Below are 26,682 nucleotides of genomic sequence, written 5' to 3' on the forward strand. Positions count from 1 at the left end.
GTGCGGGGCCCGCGGGGCGGGCTGGAAAGCGCTCCCGGGGCGGCGCCCGGGCAATAAAAAAGCGCCGCGAGGGCGCCTGGGACACAGGGCCTTCGGGGGCAGGTCAACAGTGGGCGGTGGTAGTGCTCATGTCGCACGCTCGGCCGGCGCTGGGCGCGGGCCACCTTGTTCCAGTCAGGGAGTGTGATGATCTTAAACCAGCGCACCGGAAAGCCCAAGGGCTACCGTACGGTCCGCTGAATGGCCGCCGCTGGCGGCGTGAAAACGCAATGACTACCATGTGCACGCAGCCCGCCCCGTGCCAGCCTGCCCGCTTCCCCCCCAGGACCTCGTGATGCGCCACCCGCTCCGACCGGCTCCCGCCGGCCCCGCCCGTGCCCCGCGTTCGCCGGCCCGCTGCCGCGGCAGCCGTCCGCAATGATCACCGTCGGCCTTTCCACGCTCGGCTTCTGCAGCCTGGGCATGCTGGCGGCGATGTTCTCGGCGCTGGCCTTCTATGCCGCTTCGCCGCACTGCCGCTGGCCGCGCCTGCGCCGCGCCGGTCGCCTTGGCCGCCAGATCGGCCTGGTCGCGGCCGCCGCTGCGCTGTGGCTGTGGATGGCAGAACTCGGCTTCGCTGCCGGCCTGGTGGCCATGCTGTGCACCTGGATGCTGGCGGCGATGCTGCTGCCGGCACTGGCCGCCTGGCACCGCCCCGGCGCGGAGTCGCCCTGATGTGGCCGCGCGCCTTCGCTGGCATCGTCGCCGGTTTCTTCCTGGCCGCGGCCGCGACCGGCCTGCTGGCATGGCTGCCGCCCGGCCCCTGGCAGCGGGCGCTGGTGCCGACCCTGATCGCCTTCATCCCGCTGTGGATGCTGGCCGCCCTGTGGGCGTTCAATTTCCGCAGCGCGCTGCGTGCCTGGCTGGTGCTGGGTGGCAGCGCCGCCGCCGGCTTCGCCGTGCTTGGGCTGCTGCGCCTGATCGGCGCGGTGCAATGAGACCCGCCCCATGAAGTTCAGCTCGCAGACCCTGCGCACGTTCACCACCCTGCACACCTGGGTCGGCCTGGTGGCCGGCTTCGGCCTGTTCGTGGCCTTCTACGCCGGTGCGTTGACCCTGTTCCACCACGATCTGCCGCTGTGGCAGACGCCGGGCGCAGCCACCGCACTACCAGCCGGGCTGGACGATGCGCAGTACCTGCTGGAAGACGTACTGGCGACACACCCGGAAGCCCGCCGCCACGTCGGCATGACCTTCCCCGGCGCCGAACATCCGCAGCCACTTGCGTACTGGCAGGCCGATGATGGCAGCTGGCGTTATGCCTGGCCGGGGCAGATTGGCGGCAGCCCGACGCCGCCGCAGACCGGACTGGCCGAGCTGGTCAACGAGCTGCACTACAGCCTGGGCCTGCCCGTGGCCGGCATCTACGTGATGGGCATTGTCAGCCTGCTGTACGGCATGGCGCTGCTGAGCGGCCTTGTGATCCATCTGCCGAAGCTGCTCGGCGACCTGTTCGCGCTGCGTCCGGGGCGCAACCTGAAACAGCTGTGGCAGGACGCGCACAACGTGATCGGCGTACTGAGCCTGCCCTTCCACCTGATGTTCGCGGTGACCGGCGCCCTGCTCTGCCTGGTGTTCGTGCAGATGGCCCTGCTCAACCCCCTGATCTTCGACGGCAAGGCCCTGCAGGCCGTGCCAACAGCGATGGACACCGCACCGGTGCGGGAAGCGACCGGCATCCCCTCGCCGCCGGGTAGCCTGCGCGTGCTGCATGCGCGGGCGCTGGAGGTGGCGCGCGCGCAGGGCGTGACCAGCTTCGAGCCGGCCTACCTGAAGCTGGCCAACGCGGGCGACACCAACGCCACCATCGAGATCACCGGCGAATCCACCGGCACGCTCGGCCCGCTCGGCGCCGTGGCGCTGGATGTCGCCACCGGCCAGGTACTGGCCACCCAGCTGCCAGGCCAGCGCGACGCCAACCACGCCACGCTCAGCGCCGCCTATGCACTGCACTTCGGTGAGTTCGGCAACGGCGTGGTGGTCTGGCTGTACTTCCTGCTCGGCCTGGGCGGTGCGTTCCTGTTCTACTCGGGCAACCTGCTGTGGATCGAGTCGCGGCGCAAGCGTCGCCAGCCGCAGCAGCCGCGCGCCGGAGTGAACATGGCACGGGCCACGGTCGGCGTGTGCATCGGCCTGTGCGTGGCGATCTCGGTCGCGTTCCTCACCGCGCTGGTGCTGGAACGGCTGGCGCCGGCGGCGGTCGACCACGGCATCCGCTGGGCCTGCTTCGGCAGCTGGGCGGCCTGTGCGCTGTGGGCCGCGCTGCGCCGCCCGGCACAGGCCGCACGCGAGCTGCTGTGGGCGGCGGCAATCAGTACCGCGCTGGTGCCGATCCTGCACGGCGCACTCAATGGTGACTGGCTGTGGCGTGCTGCGGCGCGTGGCCACTGGCCGCTGTTCTGGGTCGATGCCATCGCGCTGGCCATGGCCTTCGGCTTCGCCCGCCTGGCCGTCGCCAGCCAGCGGCGCGCCCGCAACGGCGATCCGAACAGCGTCTGGGCGAACTGAGCCTTCGCCGGGCATGGCACGGCGCTACCGGAGCAGGTGCGCTGGGTCCGGGTAACGGCTGACTTCGATCAGGTTGCCATCCGGGTCGCGGAAGTACACCGATTCGATCGGCCCCAGTGCGCCGGTGCGGGCCACCGGCCCCTCCTCCACCGCGACGGCCTGCGCCTGCAGGTGGGCCAGCACATCGACTGTCGCCGTAAACGTGACCAGACACAGGTCGGCACTGCCCGGCGTGGGTCGTAACGCATGCGGCTGCAGCGGGGCACTGGCCGGATGCAGATTGATCTTCTGCTGGCCGAACTGCAACGCGGTACGGCCCGCGCCGAAGCGCACGACCTGCATGCCGAGCACGCGCTGGTAGAAATCACAACTGCGGTCGATGTCGGCGACGGTGAGGACCAGATGGTCCAGGCGTTCGAGATGGATCATGCCCGCAGCGTAACGCTGCGGGCGTGGACATGCTGTGCGGGGTTGGGCCGATGGCGTTGCGGCATTGCGCCGGGCATCGCCTGATGCAGCTCAATCGCCGATGCGCGCCTTCTGCCAGGGGCCCAGCATGGCGTTGAGCAGGCTGGCCTGCTCGTCGTCGCCGGTCAGCTCCCACATGAATACACCGGCCAGGCCCTGCTCGCGGGCGAACTGCGCACGCAGCCCGATCGAGCGCGGGTCTTCATAGCTGATGAAGACCTTCTGTTCGGCGTTGTACAGCCACGGGCTCTGCGCCTGCGGCTGCCAGTGCTTCGTCCAACCCGGCTGGTCGAGATAGCGCGCCTTGATCACCCGCCAGTCGCCGGCATCGGCCGGCGCACTGTAGGACTGGTACAGCCCATCCGGGGCATCGCCGGTGACCTTGAAGCCGCGCCCGTAGAACGGCACGCCCAGCACCAGCTTGTCGGCCGGTACGCCGTGGTCGCGGTAGAACTGCACGGCACCGGCCACGTTGTTCCAGCGCCGCAGCTCCGGCGCCAGTGGGTCGGCCGGTACCTCATGCAGCGGTGCGTTGAAGGTCGACACCGTCGAGAAGCCAGTGCCCATGTCGTAGCTCATCAGGTTGATGAAATCGAACACCTTGGCCAGCGCCGGCAGGTCGTAGCTGGCGGCCGGATCGTAGGGGCCATCGGTCTGCAGGCGACCGGCGGCCAGCGCGGCGGTCAGCAGCATCGGCTGCCCCGCCTTGCGACCGCGCGCATCAAGTGCCACGCGGAACGCCTGCGCGAGCTTGGTCAGATTGGTGCGATCCTGCGGACGGTGCGCCAGCTCCTTCGGGCCGCCACTGACCGGGAATTCCCAGTCGATATCCACGCCATCGAAGCTGCCGGCATGGCGATCAAAGAACAGTGCCATGCATGAGTCCACCAGGCGCTTGCGGCTGGCCTCGGTCAACGCTGCATCGGAGAACCCACCCGCGCCCCAGCCACCGATCGAAATCAGCGTGTGCAGGTGCGGATGCGCCTTCTTGAGTTCAGCCAGCGCGGCGAAGTTCTTCGGCGCTTCGGCACCGACCGTGCAGCGGCCGTCCTCGATGGTGGAGAACGCATAGAACAGATGGGTCAAGCGCTCGGCGGGAATGCTCGAGACTGGATAGCGCTCGGCCGAACCACCGGGGTAGTAGGCACCGAAGATCGGCGGCTGTGCGGGCGCGGCGGGCGCGGCAATGGGCAGGGCGCCGGCAATCAGCACGGCAAGGACGGCCACGGTCTGGCGGAACATGGAATCTCCCGGTTCGAAGGCGCCGCCACGTTAGCAAACCGATGAGGCTGTGGAACCGATGTCGCCACATGTCGTCCAGTGGACAGCAACGATCCGCCAGAGGGCGACAATGGGGCAGTCATGCCGCTGCCATCATGCATTGCAGCAGGACACGCGCCGACGCGGCGCACCCGGCCTCCTGCATCGGCTAAGGTGGCCGCGGATCTTCAACCGCACATGGACATGAGCATCGATCACGACACCAACCCCGACGGCGACCTGCTGGACGACGCATCCCTCGATGAACGCCAGTCACTGGAAGCGCGCGCCTACGACGCGTTCCACGAAGGCGACCTGCCCCAGGCGGTGGCGCTGTTTGCCGAGCTGATCGCACTCGCTCCCGAAGTGCCGTACCTGCATTACATGCGCGGGCTGACGCACAAGTACCTGCGCGACTGGCCGGCCTCGTTGCAGGACAACCTGCGATCGGAGCAGCTGCGCGAGGAATTCGATGTCGCCACGGCCTGGAATGCCGGCATCGCCGCCACCGGCATGGCGGACTGGGCCGAAGCACGGCGCCAGTGGACCCGCTGTGGCATCACCCTGCCCGAGGGCGAAGGCCCGATCGAGGGCAACTTCGGCGTGGCCTGCGTGCGCCTGGCGCCATGGTCCGATGCCGAGGTGGTGTACATGAGCCGCATTGATCCGGTGCGTGCACGCATCGACAACGTACCGCTGCCCGAAAGTGGCTTCCGCTTCGGCGACATCGTGCTGCATGACGGTGCATCGACCGGCCGCCGTACATACGGCGAACGCGAGGTACCGGTGTTCAATGCCATGCAGCGCCTGCAGCCATCGGGCATGGCGACCTTCACCGTGTTCGTGCAGTGCGATTCAGCCGATGACATCGCTGCCCTGGGGGCCATGAACCTGCCCGGCATCGGCATGGTCGAGGACTGGACCGCGACCGTGCGCCGGCTGTGCCGCCGCTGCAGCTATGGCACCCCGCATCAGCATGGCGACGAGGCAGAAGTCACTGAGGAAGGCACCTGGGCGCGCCAGCGCGATCTGGGCATTGCCGCTCAGGGCCGGGCTGCGGTGGAGACGCTGCTGGCGACGTGGGCCGCTGCGGCCCCGGGACGCGTGCTGGAGGCCATCGAACAGCGCGAGCATCCGCTGAGTGACCCCGCTCCGGGCCAGGTGTGGTGGCTGGGGGAAGAGGAAGAAGGCGCGCAGGTGTAAGGACCAACGGTTCTCACCCACAGGATTGAAGGCAAAGAAAAAGCGGGCCGAAGCCCGCTTTTTCATTTCAGCGATTCCAGGAGCGTGTCAACCAAGGTTGACACCCACCGCCGATTACTCGGCGCTGACGGCGTCGCCTTCTTCCACGGCCTTCATCGACAGGCGGATACGGCCCTGCTTGTCGACTTCCAGCACCTTGACCTTGACCACATCGCCTTCCTTCAGCACGTCGCCGACCTTCTCGACGCGATCGCTGGAGATCTGCGACACGTGGACCAGACCGTCCTTGCCCGGCAGGATCGTGACGAACGCACCGAAGTCCATGATCTTGGCGACCTTGCCTTCGTAGATGCGGCCCGGCTCGACGTCCGAGGTGATCTGCTCGATGCGGGCCTTGGCGGCCTGGGCGGCGATGGCGTTGACCGACGCGATGACGATGGTGCCGTCGTCCTGGATGTCGATCTGGGTGCCGGTTTCCTTGGTGATGGCCTGGATGGTCGAACCACCCTTGCCGATCACTTCGCGGATCTTGTCCGGGTGGATCTTGATGGTCAGCAGGCGCGGCGCGTAGTCCGACAGCTCTTCACGCGGAGCGGTCAGGCCGTGGGCCATTTCGCCCAGGATGTGCAGACGGCCAGCCTTGGCCTGCTGCAGGGCCTGCTTCATGATCTCTTCGGTGATGCCTTCGATCTTGATGTCCATCTGCAGGGCGGAGATGCCCTCAGCGGTACCGGCCACCTTGAAGTCCATGTCGCCCAGATGATCTTCGTCACCCAGGATGTCGGACAGGACGACGAAGCGCTCGCCTTCCTTGACCAGACCCATGGCGATACCGGCAACCGGCGCCTTCACCGGCACGCCGGCGTCCATCAGGGCCAGCGACGAGCCGCAGACCGAGGCCATCGACGAGGAACCGTTCGACTCGGTGATTTCCGAGACCACACGGATGGTGTACGGGAAGGCTTCCAGCGACGGCATGACAGCCAGCACGCCGCGCTTGGCCAGGCGACCGTGGCCGATTTCGCGGCGCTTCGGGCCCATCATGCGGCCGCACTCACCCACCGAGAACGGAGGGAAGTTGTAGTGGAACAGGAAGTTTTCCTTGTACTCACCGGCAACGGCGTCGATGACCTGGCCGTCACGGGCGGTGCCCAGGGTGATGGTCACGATGGCCTGGGTTTCGCCGCGGGTGAACAGCGAGGAACCGTGAGTACGCGGCAGCACGCCGGTCTTCACCGCGATCGGGCGGACGGTGTCCAGCGCACGGCCGTCGATGCGGACCTTGGTGTCCAGCACCGAGTCACGCATGGTGCGGTATTCCAGCTCGCCGAATTCCTTCGACAGCTCGGCCGGGTTCCAGCCTTCAGCGGCCACGCGGCCAGCCAGGGTTTCGACCACGTCCTTCTTGATCGCCGAGATGGCGTCGCGGCGCTGCAGCTTGTCGCGCACCTGGAAGGCTTCGCCCAGGCGCGGGCCGATGGCTTCCTTCAGGGCGGAGATCAGCGCGTCGTTCTTGGCCGGGGCTTCCCAGGTCGACGGCTTGGTGCCGGCTTCGACGGTCAGCTCGTTGATCGCGTTGATGACCTTCTGCATTTCGCGGTGACCGAAGGTCACAGCGCCCAGCATCACTTCTTCGGACAGCAGCGCGGCTTCGGATTCGACCATCAGCACGGCGTTGGAGGTACCGGCGACGACCAGTTCCAGCTGCGAGTCAGCCAGTTCGCTGACGGTGGGGTTCAGGATGTACTCGCCGTTCTTGTAACCGACCTTGGCAGCGCCGATCGGACCCATGAACGGGGTGCCGGCCAGGGCCAGGGCAGCCGAGGCGCCGATCAGGGCCGGGATGTCACCGTCCACGTCCGGGTTCAGCGACATGACCGTGGCGATGATCTGCACTTCGTTCTTGTAGTCTTCCGGGAACAGCGGGCGGATCGGACGGTCGATCAGACGCGAGATCAGGGTTTCCTTCTCGGTCGCACGGCCTTCACGCTTGAAGAAACCACCCGGGATACGGCCGCCGGCGTAGAACTTTTCCTGATAATCGACGGTCAGCGGGAAGAAGTCCTGGCCTTCGCGCGCGCTCTTGGCGGCGACGGCGGTGACCAGCAGTACGGTGTCGTCCATCTTGACGATGACGGCACCGCTGGCCTGACGGGCGACTTCGCCGGTCTCGAGCGTGACGGTGTGCTTGCCGTACTGGAAGGTTTTGGTGATTTTTGCCACGGAGGGTGTCCTTGGGGATGCTGTCTGCGAATTTGGACCGTCGGCGACCCTTGCCGCCAGCGGGTGGCCGGATCGTTCCGGCCTGAATCGGGGATTGCGGTGCTACAAAACAAAACCGCGGCGCATCGCTGCGCCGCGGGGGATTCGTTGCTTAGCGACGCAGGCCAAGCTTCTCGATCAGGGCCTTGTAACGCTCGACGTCCTTCTTCTTCAGGTAGTCGAGCAGGCTGCGACGGCGGTTGACCATCTGCAGCAGGCCGCGGCGGCTGTGGTGGTCCTTCTTGTGGGTCTTGAAGTGGCCGGTCAGCAGTTCGATGCGGGCGGTCAGCAGTGCAACCTGGACTTCCGGGGAGCCGGTGTCAGCCGAGCTGCGCTTGTTGTCTTCAATGACCTTCTGGGTGTCGATCGACATTTCTTTTTTCTCTGTGATGCGTGGCCGGCAGGAACGCGCTTCGCGCACCGCCAGGCTCGCCGTGGACTACGAGGATGAAACCTGCGCGAGGCAGGCTGCCGGAAAACGGCCGCGAAATTGTAACGGTCGGGGGCTTCCGGGACAAGGACCGGGGCTGAACCGCCCGGGCCCGGTCAGAGGTTGAAACGACGCTGCGGAGCCAGCAGGCCACTGTCATCGACCTGACCCAACCCCTGGACAGCATCGTCCGGACCGAACACGGCCACCAGACCACGGGGCCACGACAGATCGCGCTGGCGCTGGCCGACGCAGAAGCGATGGGCCTGGTCGGCATCGAGGTCGACCCGCGGGTATTCAGCCAGGCCGGCCGCCAGCGGCAGCAACAGCGCGTCCATGCCCGCCTCGTCACCCGCCTCGACCATCGCCCGCAGCTGATCCAGGGTGACCATCGCCGGTTCACGGAACGGCTCGACCCAGAGCCGGCGCAGCGCGCTGATATGCGCGCCACAGCCCAGCGCCTCGCCCAGATCGCGGGCCAGGCTGCGGATATAGGTGCCCGAGCCGCAGGTCACCCGCAGCCGCAACCGCTCCGGGTGCTGCTCGAGCACCTCGATAGCGTGCACCTGCACCTCGCGCTCCGGCGCTTCAATGACGTCACCGCGGCGGGCCTTCACATACAGCGGCTCCCCACCCTGCTTCAGCGCCGAATAGATCGGCGCGCGCTGGCGGATGCTGCCGGTCAGCGGCACCAGCGCCGCCTGCAGGGCCTCGGCGCTGATCGGAGGCACCGGGCGCTGCAGCAGCACCTGGCCTTCGGCATCGTCGGTGTCGGTGGTCTGGCCCAGCACGATCTCGGCGTCGTAGGCCTTGGCCGAGCCGAGCAGCAGGCCGGCGATCTTGGTTGCCTCGCCGAAGCACAGCGGCAACAGGCCGGTGGCCAGCGGATCAAGGCTGCCGGTATGGCCGCCCTTCTCGGCACGGAACAGGCGACGGGCCACCTGCAGGGCGGCGTTGGAGCTCATGCCGGTCGACTTGTCGAGCAGCAGGATGCCATCCAGGCGGCGGAACTGAATTCGGGTCATGACAGGATTGTGTAGAGCCGAGCCATGCTCGGCTGCCGCAGCGCGGCCGGCACAGGCATCGCGTTGCCGGAATGAAAAGACGCCGGGCATGGGCCCGGCGCTGGCTTATTCTTCGTCGCTCTCGCGACGCTTCTCCGCGGCCAGCGTATCGGGCAGGTCGCGCAGGATGTTGTCGATGTGCTCACCACGGTCGACCGAGTCGTCGTAGTGGAAATGCAGCTCCGGCACGTGGCGCAACTTCATCGCACGGGCCAGGTCCATGCGCAGGCGGTAGCCCAGCTCCTTCAGGCCGGCCACGGCTTCGGCCGAACGCTCCGGCATCAGCGCGGTGACGAATACCTTGGCATGAGCCATGTCGCGGGTGATTTCCACGTCGGACACGCTCACCGAGGGCAACCCATGCTCGCGCACGGCGTTGTGCACCAGGGTGCCGAGTTCACGGCGCAGCTGGGCGGAGACACGGTCGGTTCGATGGAAAGTCTTGGGCACGCGGTCGGGCTCTCGATTTGAATGTGACCCGACCAAGGTCGGGTCCTACCAGGAGGAGCGACCCGACCTTGGTCGGGCCCCACCAGGGGGTGGACCGGCCCGTGAGGGCCGGTCCTGTACAGCATTACAGGGTGCGCGGCACTTCGATACGCTCGAAGCACTCGATCTGGTCACCCGGCTTGACGTCGTTGTAGGCCTTCACCGCGATACCGCATTCGGTACCGTTGCGGACTTCCTCGACGTTTTCCTTGAAGCGGCGCAGCGATTCCAGTTCGCCTTCGAAGATCACCACGCTGTCGCGCAGCACGCGGATCGGCTTGTTGCGCTTGACCACGCCCTCGATGACCATCGAGCCGGCAACGGCGCCCAGCTTGGAGCTGCGGAACACGTCGCGGACCTCGGCGATACCGATGATCTCTTCGCGGATCTCCACGCCCAGCAGACCGGAGGCCACCTGCTTCACCTGATCGATCACGTCATAGATGATCGAGAAGTAGCGCAGGTCCACGCCGTTGGATTCGATGATGCGACGGGCCGAAGCATCCGCACGCACGTTGAAGCCGATGACGGTAGCCTTCGAAGCGGCCGCCGAGTTGGCGTCCGATTCGGTGATGCCGCCCACGCCGGAGTGGATCACGTTGATGCGGATGTCTTCGTTGGACAGCGCGACCAATGCCTGGCTGAGGGCCTGCACCGAACCCTGCACGTCGGCCTTGATGACCAGGTTGAGGACCTGCTGGCCCTCGCCCTTGCCCAGGGTCGCCATGATGTCTTCCATGCGGCTGCCCGCGGTGGCCACCAGGCGCGATTCACGGCGCTTGGTCTCACGCTGCTGGGCAACGTCCTTGGCCAGGCGCTCGTCCTCGACGACCACGAAGTCGTCACCGGCTTCCGGCACGCCGGACAGGCCCAGGACCTGCACCGGGATGGACGGGCCGGCGAACTCCGGCTGCTTGCCGGTTTCGTCGAACAGCGCACGCACGCGGCCGTACTGGATGCCGCACACCAGGTAGTCGCCCTTCTTCAGGCGGCCCTGCTGCACCAGCACGGTCGCGACCGGGCCACGGCCCTTGTCCAGCGACGATTCGATCACCACGCCCGCGGCGCGGCCTTCGTCGACGGCCTTCAGTTCCAGCAGTTCAGCCTGGATCGAGATGGCGTCCAGCAGGTCGTCGATGCCTAGGCCGGTCTTGGCCGAGATCTCCACCATCTGGGTGTCACCACCGAAGTCTTCGGCCACGACCTGCTCGGACAGCAGTTCGTTCTTGACCCGCATCGGGTCGGCGTCGGACTTGTCGATCTTGTTGATCGCCACGATCAGCGGCACACCCGCCGAACGGGCGTGCTGGATCGCTTCCTTGGTCTGCGGCATGACGCCGTCATCGGCGGCCACGACCAGCACCACGATGTCGGTCAGCTTGGCGCCGCGGGCACGCATCGAGGTGAAGGCAGCATGGCCCGGGGTATCCAGGAAGCTGATCACGCCCTTCGGCGTATCCACGTGGTAGGCACCGATGTGCTGGGTGATGCCGCCGGCTTCGCCGGTGGCGACCTTGGTACGGCGGATGTAATCCAGCAGCGAGGTCTTGCCGTGGTCGACGTGGCCCATGATGGTGACCACCGGCGGACGCTGGGTGGCTTCGCCCTGGTTTTCACCGGTCGAGGCCAGCAGTGCGTCTTCGGCGTCGTTGTCATTGGCACGGATCGCCTTGTGGCCGAGTTCTTCGGTCACCAGCGCGGCGGTGTCATGGTCGATGGACTGGGTGATGGTGGCCATCACGCCCATCTTGAACAGCGCCTTGACCACCTCGCCGCCCTTCAGCGCGAGCTTCTGCGCCAGGTCGGCCACGGTGATCGTGTCGCCGATCGCCACTTCACGCACCACCGGCGCGGTCGGACGCTCAAAGGCGTGCGGACCGGCGTTGTTGCCACCGCGCGACATGTCGCGACGGCCACCCGCCTGGTTACGCCCGCCCGGACGACCCCGGGTGTTGCTGTTGTTGCTGTTGCCACGACGCGCACGATCGGCCGCCGACAGATGCATCTGGCCGGCGAAACGGTCGCCCGGGCCACGCTCGTTGCGCGGCGCGCTGCGGTTGTTGCGGTCGTCGTTGCGCGGCGGCGGCGGCGCACTGCGCGGCGCAGCCGGCGCGGCGGCCGGAGCACGCGGCGGGCGCGGCGCGGTTTCATCGATCGGAGCGCGCTTGGGCTTGGTGGCAGCCAGTGCCTCGGCAGCCTTGGCGGCGGCCGCAGCTTCCTCGGCCGCCTTCTTCTCGGCCTCTGCGCGTTCCTTGGCCGCAATCTCTTCCTCACGGGCACGGACGATGGCTTCGTCGCGCAGACGATCCTTTTCGGCCAGCGCCTGCTGTTCGGCGAGATTGCGCGCGCGCGACTCTTCCAGCTTGCGCAGGATGTCGGCGCGCTCTTCGTCCGGCGTCATGGCGCGCGCACCATCCTTGACGTAGGTGCGCTTCTGGCGTACCTCGACATTCACAGTCGTCTTGCTGCGACCGGAATTGACCGTCACTTCCTGCTGCTTCCGGCGGTTGAGCGTGATCTTCTTTGCAGACTGATCGGTCTCTTCCGGGGCCTGCTCGGGCTTGCCGTGCGAACGACGAAGGAAGCCCAGGAGCTTCACCTTCTCGGAGCTGGTCACGACCTGGTCGGGACCGCTGAACTTCATGCCGGCACCGGCCAGCTGTTCCAGCAGTTTTTCGACCGGCGTGTTGACCAGTTCGGCAAGCTTGCGGATGGTGGTTTGCTGCGACATTCGGATCCTATGATCTTGTGGGCGCCCCCCCGCATCTGGAGGTGGCGCGGATTCTACGCCCTGAGCGGCTCAGGGCCCTGTTCATTGCCGGCTCATTCGCCGCGTTCCAGTCGGGCGATCTCTTCGGCACGGGCGGCCAGGATCAGCGCAGCGGCGCGCGCCTGATCCAGTCCTTCGATGCCGAAGTCCATGACCTCGTCGGCGGCCAGGTCGGACAGGTCCTCGCTGGTACGCACGCCGTGGCCGGCCAGCGCATATGCGGTGGCTTCGTCCATGCCCTTCAGGGACAGCAGGTCCTGCGCCGGCTGGCCGTCTTCAAGGCCTTCTTCGACTGCCAGGGCCTCATTGAGCAGCGCATCGCGGGCACGAGCGCGCAGCTCTTCGACGATGTCTTCGTCGAAACCTTCCACGGCCAGCAGTTCGCCGACCGGGACATAAGCGATTTCCTCGACGGTGCCGAAGCCTTCGCTGACCAGGATGCCGGCGATCTCTTCGTCCACTTCCAGCTTGTCCATGAACAGCTGGCGGGCCGAAGCCTGCTCGGCTTCCGACTTGGCGGTGACCTGGTCCTGGGTCATCACGTTGAGCTGCCAGCCGGTCAGGCGGCTGGCCAGGCGCACGTTCTGGCCGCCCTTGCCGATCGCCTGGGCCAGGCGGTCTTCAGCGACAGCCAGGTCCATCGAGTGCTTGTCTTCATCAACGATGATCGACTGCACTTCGGCCGGCGCCATCGCGTTGATGACGAAGTTGGCCGGGTTGTCGTTCCACAGCACGATGTCCACGCGCTCGCCATTGAGCTCGTTGGACACGGCCTGCACGCGCGAACCGCGCATGCCGATGCAGGCGCCGATCGGATCGGTGCGCTGGTCGTGGGCGAGCACGGCGATCTTGGCGCGGTCGCCCGGATCGCGGGCACAGGCCTTGATTTCCACCAGGCCCTGGCCGACTTCCGGCACTTCCAGCTTGAACAGCTCGATCATGAATTCCGGGGCGGCGCGGCTGATGAACAGCTGCGGGCCACGCGGTTCCGAACGGACTTCGGCCAGGTAACCGCGCACGCGGTCGCCGGCGCGCAGCACGTCGCGCGGAATGCCCTTGTCCTTCGGAATGAAACCTTCGGCGTTGCCACCGAGGTCGACGTAGATGTTGCCGCGCTCCGCGCGCTTGACCACACCGGTGATCAGCTCACCCACGCGATCCTTCCATGCATCCACGACCTGCTGGCGCTCGGCTTCGCGCACGCGCTGGACGATGACCTGCTTGGCGGCCTGGGCAGCGATGCGGCCGAAGTCCGGGTTCTCGATCTGCTCTTCGATGTAGTCGCCGACGTCCACGCCTTCGGCTTCATCGACGGCGTCCATCAGGCGGATCTGGCGATCCGGCGATTCCATGACCACGTCATCGGCCACCACTTCCCAGCGGCGGTAGGTTTCGTAGCTGCCATCCTTGTGGTCGATGACCACGCGGGTCAGCACTTCCTCGTCGGGATAGCGCTTCTTCGCTGCCGAGGCCAGGGCGGCCTCGATGGCATCGAAGATCACTTCACGCGGCACGCCCTTCTCGTTGGCGACTGCGTCGACTACCAGCAACAGTTCCTTGCTCATTGGCTCACTCCGCGCGCGGCTTCTTTGCCGCCGGCTCGTTGGAAGAAGAATTCGTGTTCGGCTTCGGACGCTTCGGTGCCGGACCGGTCGGCTTGCTCGGGGCCAGCCCCAGCGCCACCCAGTCGGGCATGATCCGTGCCTTGTCGATGTTGTCGGCCGACACCACCACTTCAGCCTTGTCGACGATGAAGGTGATGGTGCCTGCGGCCTCGTCGGTCGCTTCGATGCGGCCCTGCAGGCGACGACGGTTGTCCTGCGGCAGTTTCAGCGTGACCTTGGCCGATTCACCCTGGTGGCGGGCGAACTGCTCCAGGTTGAACAGCGGGCGATCCACGCCCGGCGAGGACACTTCCAGCGTGTAATTGCCGCTGATCGGGTCTTCGACGTCCAGCTGCGCCGACACTTCGCGGCTGACCCGCTCGCAGTCGTCGACATTGATGATGCGCTCGGGCTGTTCAGCCAGCGGCACGTCGATGTAAAGGCGCAGGGTCGCACCGCCGGGGGCCGGCAGATACTCAACGCCCAGCAGCTCCAGGCCCAGCGACACAACGGTCGGGGCGAGCAGATTCGCGATGTCGGTTGCCTTGTCGCTCACAGCCTGCCTTGATCTCTTGGTTGGGTGCCGGCCTTGGCCGGCGTGAAAACATGACGCCCCGGAAACGACAAAGGGCCCGCTGGGCCCCTTTTCCGGAAAGACTCCGGTGACTGGATTCCGGTTGCAACCGGCATTGCCTGCCGGTTGCGGCCCTCCTTCCGGGTCTGGACTCCCGCTGGGAGGCCACCTTCAGGGGTATTGCTAGGCCGCTGATGATAGCGACTGCACCGCGCTGGTGCAAGGTGCGGACCCAGGGTCAGATCCCTTTTCCCGTGGAAAAGGGATCTGACCCCAATCGGACGGAAACGACGCAAACCGCAAAGAAAAACGCCTTCGAAGCAGGACTTCGAAGGCGATCTCTTTACTTGGTAGCGGGGGCAGGATTTGAACCTGCGACCTTCGGGTTATGAGCCCGACGAGCTGCCAGACTGCTCCACCCCGCATCAGAAGCGGAATTATGAGCGATAACTTCAAAACATGCAAGCTTTCCCTCATTCATCAGACCGGTTGGCGCCGGTTCGATGTTGGTAGCGGGGGCAGGATTTGAACCTGCGACCTTCGGGTTATGAGCCCGACGAGCTGCCAGACTGCTCCACCCCGCACCGGAAGTGTTTGAACTGCTGCCCTGCTCTTTCGAGGAGGGCTACCGCAACGATGTTCTGGCTGAACCGCTGCAGTGACAACTCAGGCTGCGCATATTACACGAATCGCGCAGCTTTGTGTCAACTTTTATGCAAGATGCGCAAATGCCTGCTGGCACCAGACCATGATCGGGTTCCAGGCCAGGCCCAGCGCCAGCAGTGCCAGCGCGTTCACGCCCAGCACCAGGCCCAGGACGCGGTCGTTGCTGCGCGGCATGGCCTCGCCCACCGGCTCATCGAAGTACATGACCTTGATGACGCGCAGGTAGTAGAAGCAGCCGACCACGGCACACAGCACGCCGAGGATGGCCAGCCACAGCAGGCCACCGTTGACGGCCGCGCCCAGCACCGCCAGCTTGGTCCAGAAGCCCAGGAACGGCGGGATGCCGGCCAGCGACGCCATGATGCACAGCACCAGGCCGGCCATCCACGGGTTGCGGGCGTTCAGGCCCTTGAAGTCCTCGATGTTCTCGGCTTCAAAGCCGGCACGCGACAGCGCGATGATCGCACCGAAGGCGGCGGTGGACATGATGGCGTAGGCCAGTGCATAGAACAGCGCGGCGGCATAGCCCTGCGAACCGCCACCGGCAATACCCATCAGCAGGAAGCCGATGTGCGAGACGGTGGAGAACGCCAGCATGCGCTTGAGGTTGCTCTGCGCGATGGCCATCAGGTTGCCGATCACCAGCGAGACGGCGGCCAGGCCAGCAATCAGCAGCTGCAGTTCGGTCGACAGCGGGCCCACGCCCATTTCCAGCAGGCGGTAGGCCATGCCGAATGCGGCCAGCTTCGGTGCCGAGCTGATGAACAGCGCGATCGGCGCCGGGGCACCCTGGTACACGTCCGGCAGCCACATGTGGAACGGCGCGGCACCCAGCTTGAAGGCGACGCCGGCGATCATGAACACCGCACCGGTGATCAGCAGCACGCGCTCTTCCGAGTGCGGGATGGCATCGCGGATGACGTCCAGGTGCAGGCTGCCGGTGGCGCCGTAGATCAGCGACATGCCGTACAGCAGCAGGCCGGAGGCCAGCGAGCCGAGCACGATGTACTTCATCGCCGCTTCCGAGGCCAGGCCGTTCTCGCGGTTGCTGGCGACCAGGGCGTAGGAGCACAGCGCCAGCAGTTCCAGGCCCAGGTAGACCATCAGCAGGCTGCCGGCCGAGACCAGGATCATCATGCCGGCGGTGCCGAACAGGATCAGCACCGGGATCTCGCCCTGGAACAGGTTGCGGTCACGCAGGTAGCGCCAGCCGTAGATCAGGGTCAGGCCGCTGAGCAGCACGATCCCGGTCTTCATCACGTCCGCGGCGGTATCGCGCACGAACATGCCATGGAAGACCTCCCCCTGCCCGCCCACGCCGGTGGCCAGCATGAACAGCACCACGGCCAGCGCAGCGAGCGAGAACAGGTGGGTGACGATCTTGTTCCGGTTGCTGACGAACAGGTCGAGGATCATCAGGGCGAAGGCGCTGCCGATCAGCACCAGCTCGGGAGCGAGCGGTGGCAGGTCAGCGGCGGTCAATGGCAGCAGCGGCGAGGTGGTCATCATCAAATCCTGGAATTACAGCAGCTTGCTGGATGCGATCTGCATCGCCAGCTTCGCGATCGAGGGCTCCATCAGGTCGGTCAGCGGCTTGGGGTAGATGCCCAGGGCCAGCACGCCGATGGCGAACACGCCCAGCACCAGCCATTCGCGGCCGTTGATGTCCTTCAGTTCGGCCACGTGGCTGTTGGCCACTTCGCCGAAGAAGATGCGCTTGTACAGCCACAGGGTGTAGGCGGCGCCGATGATCAGGGTGGTGGCCGCGCCCAGTGCGATCCACGGATTACGCTGGAAGGCCGACAGGATGACCATGAACTCGCCAACGAAACCGCTGGTGCCCGGCAGGCCCGCATTGGCCATGAAGAACAGCATGGCGAAGGTGGCGAACCACGGCATCACGTTGACCACGCCGCCGTAATCGGCGATGCGGCGGCTGTGCATGCGGTCGTACAGCACGCCGACGCAGGAGAACATCGCACCGGACACGAAGCCGTGCGAGATCATCTGCACCATGGCGCCCTGCAGGCCCAGGCGGGCGGCGTCGGCGTTGCCGGCTTCACGCACCAGCCACAGGGCAATGAAGGTGCCCAGGGTGACGAAGCCCATGTGTGCGATCGACGAATAGGCGATCAGCTTCTTCATGTCGTCCTGCACCAGGGCGACCAGGCCGACGTAGATCACCGCGATCAGCGACAGCGCGATCACCAGCCAGGCCCATTCCTGCGACGCGTCCGGGACGATCGGCAGGTTGAAGCGCAGGAAGCCGTAGCCACCGATCTTCAGCGCGATGGCGGCCAGGATCACCGAACCGGCGGTCGGCGCTTCCACGTGGGCGTCCGGCAGCCAGGTGTGTACCGGGAACATCGGCACCTTGACCGCGAAGGCGATCAGGAAGGCGAAGAAGATCCAGGTCTGTTCCTTGGCCGACAGCGGCAGCGCGTACAGGTCGGCCAGCTGGAAGCTGCCGCCCTTCATGTACAGGTAGATCAGCGCCACCAGCATCAGCACCGAGCCGAGGAAGGTGTACAGGAAGAACTTCAGCGCGGCGTAGATGCGGCGCGGACCACCCCAGACACCGATGATCAGGAACATCGGGATCAGCATCGCCTCGAAGAACACGTAGAACAGCATCGCGTCCGTGGCCGAGAAGATACCGACGGTGACGCCTTCCAGGATCAGGAAGGCCGCCACATACTGGTTCACGCGCTTGTCGATGGCGCTCCAGGCGCCGATCAGGGCAAGCACGCTGACCAGGGTGGTCAGCAGGATCAGCGCCACGGCAATGCCGTCCACGCCCAGGTTGTAGCCGATCTTGTACGCCGGGATCCAGGCATGGGTCTCGACGAACTGCAGACCGTCGATGCCCGCGTTGTAGCCGCTCAGCAGCGAGAGGCTTGCAACGAAGGTGAGTACCGCGACGCCCAGCGACGCCCAGCGGGCGGTCTGTGCATCACGGATCGCAAGGATCAGGGCGCCACCGATGATCGGCAGCCAGATGAGGACACTGAGTAGAGGCCAGTTCGACACGTCTTCTTATTCCGTACAGGTCATCAACGCAGGTAATGCATCAGCACGCCCAACAGGGCAATCAGGCCGATGATCATCGCGAAGGCGTAGTGATAGAGGAAACCGGATTGGGTACGACGCAGCACGCCGGCTGCAACGTCCACAACACGTGCCGAGAGATTGACCACGCCGTCGACGATGTTGCTGTCGATCCAGCGCGAGACCTTGCCCAGCTTGACGCTGCCGCCGGCAAAGCCATCGATCCACAGCTTGTCGAAGCCGTACTTGTTTTCCAGCACCGAAACGATCGGGGCGAAGGTCTTGCGTGCCTTGCCCGACAGGTCCGGCTTCCACAGGTAGAACAGCGCGGCCAGCAGGAAGCCCGCCAGGGTCAGCCAGAACGGCGGCAGCATCATGCCGTGCAGCGCGAACGCCACCGGCCCGTGGAACTCTTCGCCCAGGAAGGCAACGGTGTTCTTGGCCGGATCGTAGAAGTCGACGATGCCGGTGAAGAACGTCTGTGCCTGGCCCTTGATCGCCTCGTGCGCATGGTGGCCGGCCCAGTCGGTACCGTGCAGCATCGGACCGATGCTGAAGAAACCGATGGCGATCGACGGGATGGCCAGCAGGATCAGCGGCAGGGTCACCACCCACGGGGTTTCATGCGGCTCATGCGGACCGTGGCCATGGCCGTGGTCGTCATGGGCATCGCCATGGTGGGCGTCGGCGGCGTGGTGATCGTCATGGCCATGGCCATGATCGTCGTGCGCGTCGCGGAAGCGTTCCTTGCCATGGAAGGTCATGAACAGCAGGCGGAAGCTGTAGAAGCTGGTCACCAGCACGCCACCCAGCACCGCCCAGTAGCCATAGGTGGCCACCCAGCTGTTCTGCATGTGGGCGTGGATCTCGGCCGCCTCGATGATGGTGTCCTTCGAATAGAAGCCGGAGAAGAACGGCGTACCGACCAGGGCCAGCGTACCGATCCACATGGTGATGAAGGTGATCGGCATGTACTTGCGCAGGCCGCCCATCTTGCGCATGTCCTGCTCGTGGTGCATCGCGATGATGACCGAGCCGGCACCCAGGAACAGCAGCGCCTTGAAGAAGGCGTGGGTCATCAGGTGGAACACGGCCGCCGAATAGGCCGACACGCCCAGCGCCACGGTCATGTAGCCCAGCTGCGACAGCGTGGAGTACGCGACGACGCGCTTGATGTCGTTCTGCACGATGCCGATCAGGCCGGTGAAGAACGCGGTGGTGGCACCGATGAAGAGGATGAAGTTCAGCGCGGTCTGCGACAGCTCGAACAGCGGCGACATGCGGGTGACCATGAAGATACCGGCGGTCACCATCGTCGCGGCGTGGATCAGTGCCGAGATCGGGGTCGGGCCTTCCATCGAGTCCGGCAGCCACACGTGCAGCGGGACCTGGGCCGACTTGCCCATGGCACCGATGAACAGGCAGATGCAGATGACGGTGGCGATCGACCAGATCACCGGCTCGTTCAGCAGCTGCATGCCCAGGATCGTGCCGTCCCAGATCTGCAGCTGGGCACGCGGGTCAGCCAGCATGCCGGCCTGCGAGAACACCTGCGAGTAGTCCAGGGTGCCGAACACCCACAGCACGCCGGCGATGCCCAGCAGGAAGCCGAAGTCACCGACGCGGTTGACCAGGAACGCCTTCATGTTGGCGAAGATCGCGGTCGGACGCTTGAACCAGAAGCCGATCAGCAGGTACGACACCAGGCCCACCGCTTCCCAGCCGAAGAACAGCTGCAGGAAGTTGTTGCTCATCACCAGGGTGAGCATCGAGAAGGTGAACAGCGAGATGTAGCTGAAGAACCGCTGGTAGCCCGGATCGTCCTGCATGTAGCCGATCGTGTAGATGTGGACCAGCAGCGACACGAAGGTCACCACCACCATCATCATCGCGGTCAGCTTGTCGACCATGAAGCCGACGTGGGCCGAGTACTGGCCGACTTCAAAGAACGTGTAGATGTTCTGGTTGAACGGCTGCGCACCGCCCCAGAGCAGCTGGTAGAGCGTGTACATCGACAGGCCGCAGGCAACCGCAACGCCGAGGATGGTGATGGTCTGCGCGCCGAAGCGCTTGACCTGGCGACCGAACAGGCCGGCGATGATGCTGCCGAACAGCGGTGCAAGCACCACTGCGATCAACAGACTCTTGGAGAGAGTGATTTCCATCTGTGGATCAGCCCTTCAACGAATCGACTTCGCCGACATTGATCGTGCGGCGGGTACGGAACAGGGTCACCAGGATCGCCAGGCCGATGGCGGCTTCCGCGGCGGCGACGGTCAGGATGAAGAACACGAACAGCTGGCCGGACGGATCGCCCAGCTGACGCGAGAACGCGACGAAATTGACGTTCACCGACAGCAGCATCAGCTCGATCGACATCAGCAGGACGATGACGTTCTTCCGGTTGAGGAAGATGCCGGCCAGGCTGATGGCGAACAGCACCGCGCCCAGCGCAAGCATGTGGCCAAGGGTAATCACGGCTGGGTCTCCTCGCCGGCGGCCGGCTTGCTGTTGCTGTGCACGACCGGTGCCTCGGCGCCCATCTTGACCATGCGCAGGCGCTGGCCGGCCTTGACCATGGTCTGCTCGCCCGGGTTCTGGCTCTTCACGCCGGTACGGCGACGCAGGGTCAGCATCACGGCGGCAACCACGGCCACGGTCAGGATGACCGCAGCAAACTCGAACGGCAGCAGGTATTCGGTGAACAGCGTGCGGGCCAGCCAGGTGACGTTGGAGCTGTCGGCGGCGAGCGCAGCGGCGTTGTCGGCCGGGAACGGGGTGACCGCCCTGCCCTTCACGCCGATCAGGATCAGCATCTGCACCAGCATGGCCACGGCAACGATCAGGCCGACCGGCAGGTAGCGCACCCAACCCTCACGCATCTTGGTGGGGTCGATGTCCAGCATCATCACCACGAACAGGAACAGCACCATCACCGCGCCGACATACACCAGCACCAGTGCCACACCGAGGAACTCGGCGCCGACCAGCAGCCAGACGCAGGCGATGGAGAAGAAGGTCAGCACCAGGCAGAGCACGGCGTGAACCGGGTTGCGCACGCTGATCACCGCACCGGCCGAAACCGTTGCCGCGATGGCGAACACCCAGAAAGCGATATTTACCCAATCCATCTCTCGACCTCAGCGGTAAGCGGCATCGGCGGCGCGACGCTCGGCGATCTCGGACTCGAGACGGTCGCCCAGGGCCAGCAGCTGCGGCTTGGTAACGATGTTTTCGCCACGATTCTCGAAGTGGTACTCGAGGATGTGGGTTTCGACGATCGAGTCCACCGGGCAGCTTTCTTCACAGAAGCCGCAGAAGATGCACTTGAACAGGTCGATGTCGTAGCGGGTGGTACGGCGGGTGCCGTCTTCGCGCTTGGCCGAGTCGATGGTGATGGCCAATGCAGGGCACACCGCTTCGCACAGCTTGCAGGCGATGCAGCGCTCTTCACCGTTGGGGTAACGGCGCAGGGCGTGCAGGCCACGGAAGCGCGGCGACTGCGGGAACTTCTCCATCGGGTACATCATCGTGTACTTGGGCTTGAAGCTGTACTTCAGCGTCAGCCAAAGGCCGCCCAGCAGTTCGAGCAGCAGCAGGCTCTTGAAGTAATGGGTAATCCTGTTCATCACTTAGACGCCCTTTTGAATCACGCCGAAGAACACCATGACGGCGGTAACCGCGATCCACAGAATGGCCAGCGGGATGAAGACCTTCCAGCCCAGGCGCATGATCTGGTCATAGCGGAAGCGCGGGAAGCTGGCACGGAACCAGATGTAGGCACTGGCAAAGAAGAACACCTTGACGAACAGCCACGGTGCACCGCCCTTCCAGATCCAGTCGACCAGCGGCGAGACATCGCCGAAGTTGACCCAGCCCTGGATCGGGCTCAGCCAGCCACCAAGGAAGAAGATCGAGATCAGGAAGCTGATCAGGATCATGTTGGCGTACTCGGCCAGGAAGAACAGCGCGAAGGCACCGCCCGAGTACTCGACCATGTGACCGGCGACGATTTCCGATTCACCTTCCACCACGTCGAACGGCGCGCGGTTGGTTTCGGCAACGCCCGACACCCAGTAGATGACGAACAGCGGGAACAGCGGCAGCAGGAACCAGTCGAAGAAACCGGAATTGCCGGCCTGCGCCATCACGATGTTGCTCAGGTTCAGGCTGCCCGACGCGATCATCACGCCGACCAGGGCGAAGCCCATGGCGATTTCGTAGCTGATCATCTGCGCCGAGGCGCGCATCGCACCCAGGAACGCGTACTTCGAGTTCGATGCCCAACCGGCCAGGATGATGCCGTAGATGCCCAGCGAGGTCATCGCCAGCAGGTACAGCAGGCCGGCATTGGCGTTGGACAGCACGATCTGCGAATCGAAGGGGACCACCGACCAGGCCGCGAAGGCCGGGGCCAGGGTGATCAGCGGTGCCAGCAGGTAGATCGCCTTGTTGGCGCTGCTCGGCTGGACCACTTCCTTGAACAGCAGCTTGAAGACGTCGGCAAAGGCCTGGAAGATGCCCATGCCCACGTACATCGGGCCGTGGCGGACGTGCATCCAGCCGATCAGCTTGCGTTCCCAGACCACGTAGAAGGCCACCGAGATGATCACCGGAACGGTGATCACCAGGATCTTCAGGATGATCCAGATCAGCGCGCCGATGTCACCGAGGCCAAGCAGCCACTGGTGCAGCGGGTCGACCGCGTTCAACAGCAATTCGTTCATGCAGCCACCACCGTTACGCGAGCGGCACCCAGCGGCGCGGTCGCGCCGTGGCCCGATTCAATCCAGACCGAACCCGCAGCGACGCGGGCGTCGACCACCACCGGCAGGGTGGCCTTGCCGGCATCGGTGCCGACCTTGGCCATCTGCCCTTCCTGCAGCTGCAGGCGAACGGCATCTTCAGCGTTCAGCACGATGCGCGGGGCGTTGTTGAGCGGATGCGACTGCAGCGCCGGCGCACGACGGACCACCGCATCGGTGCGGTAGATCGCAGCGGTCGAAGCCACTTCCAGGCCTTCGCCGGCAACCACCGGCTGTGCCGAAGCGGCAACGGCGACCGACACCGGAGCCAGGCTGGCACGCAGGCCGGCCAGGTCGGTGAAGTCGAAACCGGCCAGCGCCATGTCGCCGCCCAGGGCGCGCAGCACGCGCCAGCCCTCACGGGCCTCGCCCGGCAGCTTGCCGCCGGCACGGGCCGACTGCTCGCGACCATCGAGGTTGGTCAGGGTGGCGTCGATTTCCGGCAGCGTACCGATCGGCAGGATCACGTCGGCAACATCACGGGTGGAGACGCAGGCGAACTGGCTGAAGGCCACCACCTGGGCACCGACCAGCGCCTTGCGCGCGGCAGGTGCATCGGCGAAGTCCAGGCCCGGCTCCAGGCCGTACACCACGTAGGCCTGGCGCGGCTGCGCCAGCATCGCGGCGACGTCCTTGCCGGCCGGCAGTACGCCGGCGCGGGTCAGGCCAACAGCGTTGGCGCCCTGCGGGATGCGGCACAGCTTGGCACCGGTGGCGGCAGCGAAGTCACGCGCGGCAGCGCGGATCGCGGCAGCCTGCGGGTGGTTCTCGGCGATGCCACCGACGATCAGCACGGTGTTGTTGCCGCCCTGCACGGCCGAACGCAGCTCTGCGTTGGCCAGCGCGTCGACGAACTTCGACGGTGCAACGATCTGCTTGCCGGCGATGCTGAAGGCGAAGTCGAAGTCCACCGGGTTGACGACGTGGATCTCCGCGCCGTTGGTGGTCTGCGCCTTGCGCAGGCGTGCGTGCAGCAGCGGCAGTTCGTGGCGGATGTTGCTGCCCAGAACGACGATGCGGTCGGCGCCTTCGATCTCGGCCAGCGGCAGGCCGAACACTTCGGCGGTGGCGGCGTCGGAGAAATCGCGGTTGTTGATGCGGTGGTCGATGTTGCTCGAGCCCAGGCCCTTGGCCAGGCGGGCCAGCAGCGCGCCTTCCTCGTTCGAGGTGGACGGATGCACCAGCACGCCCAGGTTGTCGCCCTGGTTGGCCTTGAGGATCTCGGCGGCCGCGGCCAGGCCTTCGGCCCAGCTCACTTCCTTCCACTCGCCATTGACCTTGCGCAGCGGCTTGACCGCACGGTCTTCGCTGTACAGGCCCTGGTGCGAGTAGCGATCACGGTCGGACAGCCAGCACTCGTTCACCGCTTCGTTGTCGCGCGGCACGGTGCGCAGCACTTCGCCGCGACGCACGTGCAGGAACAGGTTCGAACCCATCGCGTCGTGGTAGCCCAGCGATTCGCGCGCGGTCAGTTCCCACGGGCGGGCGCGGAACTGGAACACCTTGTTGGTCAGCGCACCGACCGGGCACACGTCGACGACGTTGCCCGACAGCTCGGTGGTCAGCGGCTTGCCGTCGAAGGTACCGATCTGCAGGTTCTCACCGCGGTACATGCCGCCCAGTTCGTAGGTACCGGCAACGTCGGCGGTGAAGCGGACGCAGCGGGTGCACTGGATGCAGCGGGTCATCTCGGTGGCGACCAGCGGGCCCATGTCCTCGTCCGGCACCACGCGCTTGCGCTCGTTGAAGCGGCTGACCGAACGGCCATAGCCCAGCGACACGTCCTGCAGCTCGCACTCGCCGCCCTGATCGCAGATCGGGCAGTCCAGCGGGTGGTTGATGAGCAGGAACTCCATCACCGAGCGCTGGAACTTCAGTGCCTTCTCGCTGCGGGTGGCGACCTTCATGCCATCCATCACCGGGGTGGCGCAGGCCGGCGCCGGCTTCGGCGACTTCTCCACGTCCACCAGGCACATGCGGCAGTTGGCGGCGATCGGCAGCTTCTCGTGGTAGCAGAAGCGCGGAATCGAAATGCCGGCCTTGTCGGCCGCCTGGATGATCATCGAACCCTTGGGCACGACCAGGGACTTGCCATCGATTTCGATGGTCACGTGATCCGGTGGCACGTTCGGGTTTACGGGTTGCGCGCTCATGCGGCGGCTGCCTCCACCTTCTTGCCGTCAACCATCGAATGACCGTTGACGATGTAGTACTCGAATTCGTCCCAGAACTGGCGCAGGAAGCCCTGGATGGGCCATGCAGCCGCTTCACCGAACGCACAGATGGTGTGGCCTTCGATCTGGCCTGCCACCGCCTTCAGCTGGTGCAGGTCTTCCATCGTGGCCTTGCCGGCGACGATGCGCTCCAGCACGCGGTGCATCCAGCCGGTACCTTCACGGCACGGGGTGCACTGGCCACAGGATTCCTTGTGGAAGAACTGGCTGATGCGGCAGGCGAACTTGACGCAGCACACGCTGTCGTCGAGCACCACGATCGCACCCGAACCCAGGCCGGAGCCCAGCGCACGGATGGTGTCGTAGTCCATCGGCAGGTCCTTCAGCTCGGCCGCGGTCAGCACCGGCATCGACACGCCGCCCGGGATCGCGCCCTTCAGGGTGCGGCCCGGACGCAGGCCACCGGCCATTTCCAGCAGATCGTGGAATTTGGTGCCCAGCGGCACTTCGAAGTTGCCGCCGTTCTGCACGCAGCCGGACACCGAGAAGCACTTCGGGCCGCCGTTGGCGGTCAGGCTCAGGCCCTTGAACCACTCCGGACCGTTGCGGATGATCGCCGGCACCGAACCATAGGTTTCGGTGTTGTTGATCGTCGACGGCTTGCCGTACAGGCCAAAATTGGCCGGGAACGGCGGCTTGTAACGCGGCTGGCCCTTCTTGCCTTCCAGCGATTCCATCAGCGCGGTTTCCTCACCGCAGATGTACGCGCCGGCGCCCAGCGCGCCGTAGATGTCGATGTCCACGCCCGAGCCCATCACGTTCTTGCCCAGCCAGCCGTTTGCATAGGCGTCAGCCAGGGCCTGCTCGAAGTGCTCGAACGGCTCGTGGTGGAACTCACCGCGCAGGTAGTTGTAGCCCACGGTCGAACCGGTGGCGTAGCAGGCGATCGCCATGCCTTCCACCACCGAATGCGGGTTGTAGCGCAGGATGTCGCGATCCTTGCAGGTGCCCGGCTCGGATTCATCCGAGTTGCAGAGGATGTACTTCTGCATGTTGCCCTTGGGCATGAAGGACCACTTCAGGCCGGTCGGGAAGCCCGCGCCACCGCGGCCACGCAGGCCCGAGGCCTTGACCATCTCGATGACCTGCTCCGGCGGGATCTTCTCTTCGAGGATCTTGCGCAGGGCGGCGTAGCCACCGGTCTTCAGGTAGCTTTCGTACGACCACGGGGTGTCGTAATGCAGGGTGGTGTAGACCACCTGGTGCGGCAGCGGCGCGGGGCCGACCGGACCCTTGGATTCGTGGTGATGTGCCATGC

Annotated in this window: 22 protein-coding genes and 2 tRNA genes; 4 read left to right on the forward strand and 20 right to left on the reverse strand. The window is 65.6% G+C overall.

Annotated features, from left to right (window positions below):
- The first annotated feature begins 417 nt into the window (after positions 1 to 417).
- The 3 genes from AC13FN_RS10635 to AC13FN_RS10645 are packed head-to-tail and all read left to right on the forward strand — an operon-like array spanning position 418 to position 2,547.
- The gene (locus AC13FN_RS10635; protein WP_110712976.1) at positions 418 to 714 is read left to right on the forward strand and encodes a hypothetical protein; all 297 of its coding nucleotides are present in this window, start codon (positions 418 to 420) and stop codon (positions 712 to 714) included.
- Positions 714 to 977: a hypothetical protein gene (locus AC13FN_RS10640; protein WP_329922915.1), complete on the forward strand. Its 264-nt coding sequence runs from the start codon at positions 714 to 716 to the stop codon at positions 975 to 977. The genes AC13FN_RS10635 and AC13FN_RS10640 overlap by 1 nt, the downstream gene beginning before the upstream one ends.
- Positions 978 to 987: 10 nt before the next feature.
- Entirely contained in the window at positions 988 to 2,547 is a 1,560-nt protein-coding gene (locus AC13FN_RS10645) for a PepSY-associated TM helix domain-containing protein (protein WP_054172223.1), read from the forward strand.
- A 24-nt stretch (positions 2,548 to 2,571) separates the two neighbouring features.
- On the opposite strand, the gene AC13FN_RS10650 is transcribed toward AC13FN_RS10645, so the two are convergent.
- Positions 2,572 to 2,976 carry a VOC family protein gene (locus AC13FN_RS10650; RefSeq protein WP_054172224.1) on the reverse strand — a complete coding sequence of 135 codons (405 nt, stop codon included), beginning with the start codon at positions 2,974 to 2,976 and terminating at the stop codon, positions 2,572 to 2,574.
- A 90-nt stretch (positions 2,977 to 3,066) separates the two neighbouring features.
- Positions 3,067 to 4,257, reverse strand: coding sequence for a glycoside hydrolase family 18 protein (locus AC13FN_RS10655; protein WP_482984871.1), 1,191 nt, complete (start codon positions 4,255 to 4,257; stop codon positions 3,067 to 3,069).
- Positions 4,258 to 4,479: 222 nt separating this feature from the next.
- Between AC13FN_RS10655 and AC13FN_RS10660 the strand changes: the two genes are divergently transcribed.
- Positions 4,480 to 5,478 carry a tetratricopeptide repeat protein gene (locus AC13FN_RS10660; protein WP_482984870.1) on the forward strand — a complete coding sequence of 333 codons (999 nt, stop codon included), beginning with the start codon at positions 4,480 to 4,482 and terminating at the stop codon, positions 5,476 to 5,478.
- Positions 5,479 to 5,592: 114 nt separating this feature from the next.
- On the opposite strand, the gene pnp is transcribed toward AC13FN_RS10660, so the two are convergent.
- From pnp to nuoF, 18 genes are all read right to left on the reverse strand, one after another.
- Positions 5,593 to 7,701, reverse strand: a complete 2,109-nt coding sequence (gene pnp / locus AC13FN_RS10665) for a polyribonucleotide nucleotidyltransferase (protein WP_032128652.1) — start codon at positions 7,699 to 7,701, stop codon at positions 5,593 to 5,595.
- 151 nt (positions 7,702 to 7,852) lie between these two features.
- A complete protein-coding gene (gene rpsO, locus AC13FN_RS10670; RefSeq protein WP_005410445.1) occupies positions 7,853 to 8,113 on the reverse strand; it encodes a 30S ribosomal protein S15 in 261 nt (86 codons plus the stop codon).
- Positions 8,114 to 8,286: 173 nt separating this feature from the next.
- On the reverse strand, positions 8,287 to 9,195 hold the full coding sequence (gene truB / locus AC13FN_RS10675; RefSeq protein WP_217013859.1) for a tRNA pseudouridine(55) synthase TruB: 909 nt from the start codon (positions 9,193 to 9,195) through the stop codon (positions 8,287 to 8,289).
- A 105-nt stretch (positions 9,196 to 9,300) separates the two neighbouring features.
- Entirely contained in the window at positions 9,301 to 9,684 is a 384-nt protein-coding gene (gene rbfA / locus AC13FN_RS10680; protein ID WP_005410447.1) for a 30S ribosome-binding factor RbfA, read from the reverse strand.
- Positions 9,685 to 9,808: 124 nt separating this feature from the next.
- The gene (gene infB, locus AC13FN_RS10685) at positions 9,809 to 12,454 is read right to left on the reverse strand and encodes a translation initiation factor IF-2 (RefSeq protein ID WP_054172228.1); all 2,646 of its coding nucleotides are present in this window, start codon (positions 12,452 to 12,454) and stop codon (positions 9,809 to 9,811) included.
- Positions 12,455 to 12,546: 92 nt separating this feature from the next.
- Positions 12,547 to 14,058, reverse strand: coding sequence for a transcription termination factor NusA (gene nusA / locus AC13FN_RS10690; protein ID WP_006458580.1), 1,512 nt, complete (start codon positions 14,056 to 14,058; stop codon positions 12,547 to 12,549).
- A gap of 4 nt (positions 14,059 to 14,062) precedes the next feature.
- Entirely contained in the window at positions 14,063 to 14,653 is a 591-nt protein-coding gene (gene rimP, locus AC13FN_RS10695; RefSeq protein ID WP_019660578.1) for a ribosome maturation factor RimP, read from the reverse strand.
- A gap of 366 nt (positions 14,654 to 15,019) precedes the next feature.
- Positions 15,020 to 15,096, reverse strand: a tRNA-Met gene (locus tag AC13FN_RS10700).
- 82 nt (positions 15,097 to 15,178) lie between these two features.
- A tRNA-Met gene (locus AC13FN_RS10705) sits at positions 15,179 to 15,255 on the reverse strand.
- A 127-nt stretch (positions 15,256 to 15,382) separates the two neighbouring features.
- Positions 15,383 to 16,843, reverse strand: coding sequence for an NADH-quinone oxidoreductase subunit NuoN (gene nuoN, locus AC13FN_RS10710; protein WP_049437089.1), 1,461 nt, complete (start codon positions 16,841 to 16,843; stop codon positions 15,383 to 15,385).
- A gap of 15 nt (positions 16,844 to 16,858) precedes the next feature.
- Positions 16,859 to 18,367: an NADH-quinone oxidoreductase subunit M gene (locus AC13FN_RS10715; protein ID WP_049437087.1), complete on the reverse strand. Its 1,509-nt coding sequence runs from the start codon at positions 18,365 to 18,367 to the stop codon at positions 16,859 to 16,861.
- A 23-nt stretch (positions 18,368 to 18,390) separates the two neighbouring features.
- A complete protein-coding gene (gene nuoL, locus AC13FN_RS10720) occupies positions 18,391 to 20,550 on the reverse strand; it encodes an NADH-quinone oxidoreductase subunit L (protein WP_049437085.1) in 2,160 nt (719 codons plus the stop codon).
- A 7-nt stretch (positions 20,551 to 20,557) separates the two neighbouring features.
- A complete protein-coding gene (gene nuoK / locus AC13FN_RS10725) occupies positions 20,558 to 20,863 on the reverse strand; it encodes an NADH-quinone oxidoreductase subunit NuoK (protein WP_006381125.1) in 306 nt (101 codons plus the stop codon).
- Positions 20,860 to 21,516 (reverse strand): NADH-quinone oxidoreductase subunit J, encoded by a 657-nt coding sequence (locus AC13FN_RS10730; RefSeq protein ID WP_049437083.1) that lies wholly within the window; start codon positions 21,514 to 21,516, stop codon positions 20,860 to 20,862. The genes nuoK and AC13FN_RS10730 overlap by 4 nt, the downstream gene beginning before the upstream one ends.
- Positions 21,517 to 21,525: 9 nt before the next feature.
- The gene (nuoI, locus tag AC13FN_RS10735; protein WP_006381128.1) at positions 21,526 to 22,014 is read right to left on the reverse strand and encodes an NADH-quinone oxidoreductase subunit NuoI; all 489 of its coding nucleotides are present in this window, start codon (positions 22,012 to 22,014) and stop codon (positions 21,526 to 21,528) included.
- A 3-nt stretch (positions 22,015 to 22,017) separates the two neighbouring features.
- Positions 22,018 to 23,112, reverse strand: coding sequence for an NADH-quinone oxidoreductase subunit NuoH (nuoH, locus tag AC13FN_RS10740; protein WP_006381129.1), 1,095 nt, complete (start codon positions 23,110 to 23,112; stop codon positions 22,018 to 22,020).
- Entirely contained in the window at positions 23,109 to 25,343 is a 2,235-nt protein-coding gene (gene nuoG / locus AC13FN_RS10745) for an NADH-quinone oxidoreductase subunit NuoG (protein WP_049437080.1), read from the reverse strand. The genes nuoH and nuoG overlap by 4 nt, the downstream gene beginning before the upstream one ends.
- On the reverse strand, positions 25,340 to 26,680 hold the full coding sequence (gene nuoF / locus AC13FN_RS10750) for an NADH-quinone oxidoreductase subunit NuoF (protein WP_005410459.1): 1,341 nt from the start codon (positions 26,678 to 26,680) through the stop codon (positions 25,340 to 25,342). The genes nuoG and nuoF overlap by 4 nt, the downstream gene beginning before the upstream one ends.
- Positions 26,681 to 26,682: the final 2 nt, after the last annotated feature.

Source organism: Stenotrophomonas sp. 115C5 (assembly GCF_056861055.1).

Excerpts from the sequence above, each read along its gene's own strand:
- AC13FN_RS10635 (WP_110712976.1), top strand. The coding sequence starts at position 418 with ATGATCACCGTCGGCCTTTCCACGCTCGGCTTCTGCAGCCTGGGCATG.
- AC13FN_RS10640 (WP_329922915.1), top strand. The coding sequence starts at position 714 with ATGTGGCCGCGCGCCTTCGCTGGCATCGTCGCCGGTTTCTTCCTGGCC.
- AC13FN_RS10645 (WP_054172223.1), top strand. The coding sequence starts at position 988 with ATGAAGTTCAGCTCGCAGACCCTGCGCACGTTCACCACCCTGCACACC.
- AC13FN_RS10650 (WP_054172224.1), bottom strand. The coding sequence starts at position 2,976 with ATGATCCATCTCGAACGCCTGGACCATCTGGTCCTCACCGTCGCCGAC.
- AC13FN_RS10655 (WP_482984871.1), bottom strand. The coding sequence starts at position 4,257 with ATGTTCCGCCAGACCGTGGCCGTCCTTGCCGTGCTGATTGCCGGCGCC.
- AC13FN_RS10660 (WP_482984870.1), top strand. The coding sequence starts at position 4,480 with ATGAGCATCGATCACGACACCAACCCCGACGGCGACCTGCTGGACGAC.
- rpsO (WP_005410445.1), bottom strand. The coding sequence starts at position 8,113 with ATGTCGATCGACACCCAGAAGGTCATTGAAGACAACAAGCGCAGCTCG.
- truB (WP_217013859.1), bottom strand. The coding sequence starts at position 9,195 with ATGACCCGAATTCAGTTCCGCCGCCTGGATGGCATCCTGCTGCTCGAC.
- infB (WP_054172228.1), bottom strand. The coding sequence starts at position 12,454 with ATGTCGCAGCAAACCACCATCCGCAAGCTTGCCGAACTGGTCAACACG.
- nusA (WP_006458580.1), bottom strand. The coding sequence starts at position 14,058 with ATGAGCAAGGAACTGTTGCTGGTAGTCGACGCAGTCGCCAACGAGAAG.
- nuoN (WP_049437089.1), bottom strand. The coding sequence starts at position 16,843 with ATGACCACCTCGCCGCTGCTGCCATTGACCGCCGCTGACCTGCCACCG.
- nuoL (WP_049437085.1), bottom strand. The coding sequence starts at position 20,550 with ATGGAAATCACTCTCTCCAAGAGTCTGTTGATCGCAGTGGTGCTTGCA.
- AC13FN_RS10730 (WP_049437083.1), bottom strand. The coding sequence starts at position 21,516 with ATGGATTGGGTAAATATCGCTTTCTGGGTGTTCGCCATCGCGGCAACG.
- nuoI (WP_006381128.1), bottom strand. The coding sequence starts at position 22,014 with ATGAACAGGATTACCCATTACTTCAAGAGCCTGCTGCTGCTCGAACTG.
- nuoH (WP_006381129.1), bottom strand. The coding sequence starts at position 23,112 with ATGAACGAATTGCTGTTGAACGCGGTCGACCCGCTGCACCAGTGGCTG.
- nuoG (WP_049437080.1), bottom strand. The coding sequence starts at position 25,343 with ATGAGCGCGCAACCCGTAAACCCGAACGTGCCACCGGATCACGTGACC.
- nuoF (WP_005410459.1), bottom strand. The coding sequence starts at position 26,680 with ATGGCACATCACCACGAATCCAAGGGTCCGGTCGGCCCCGCGCCGCTG.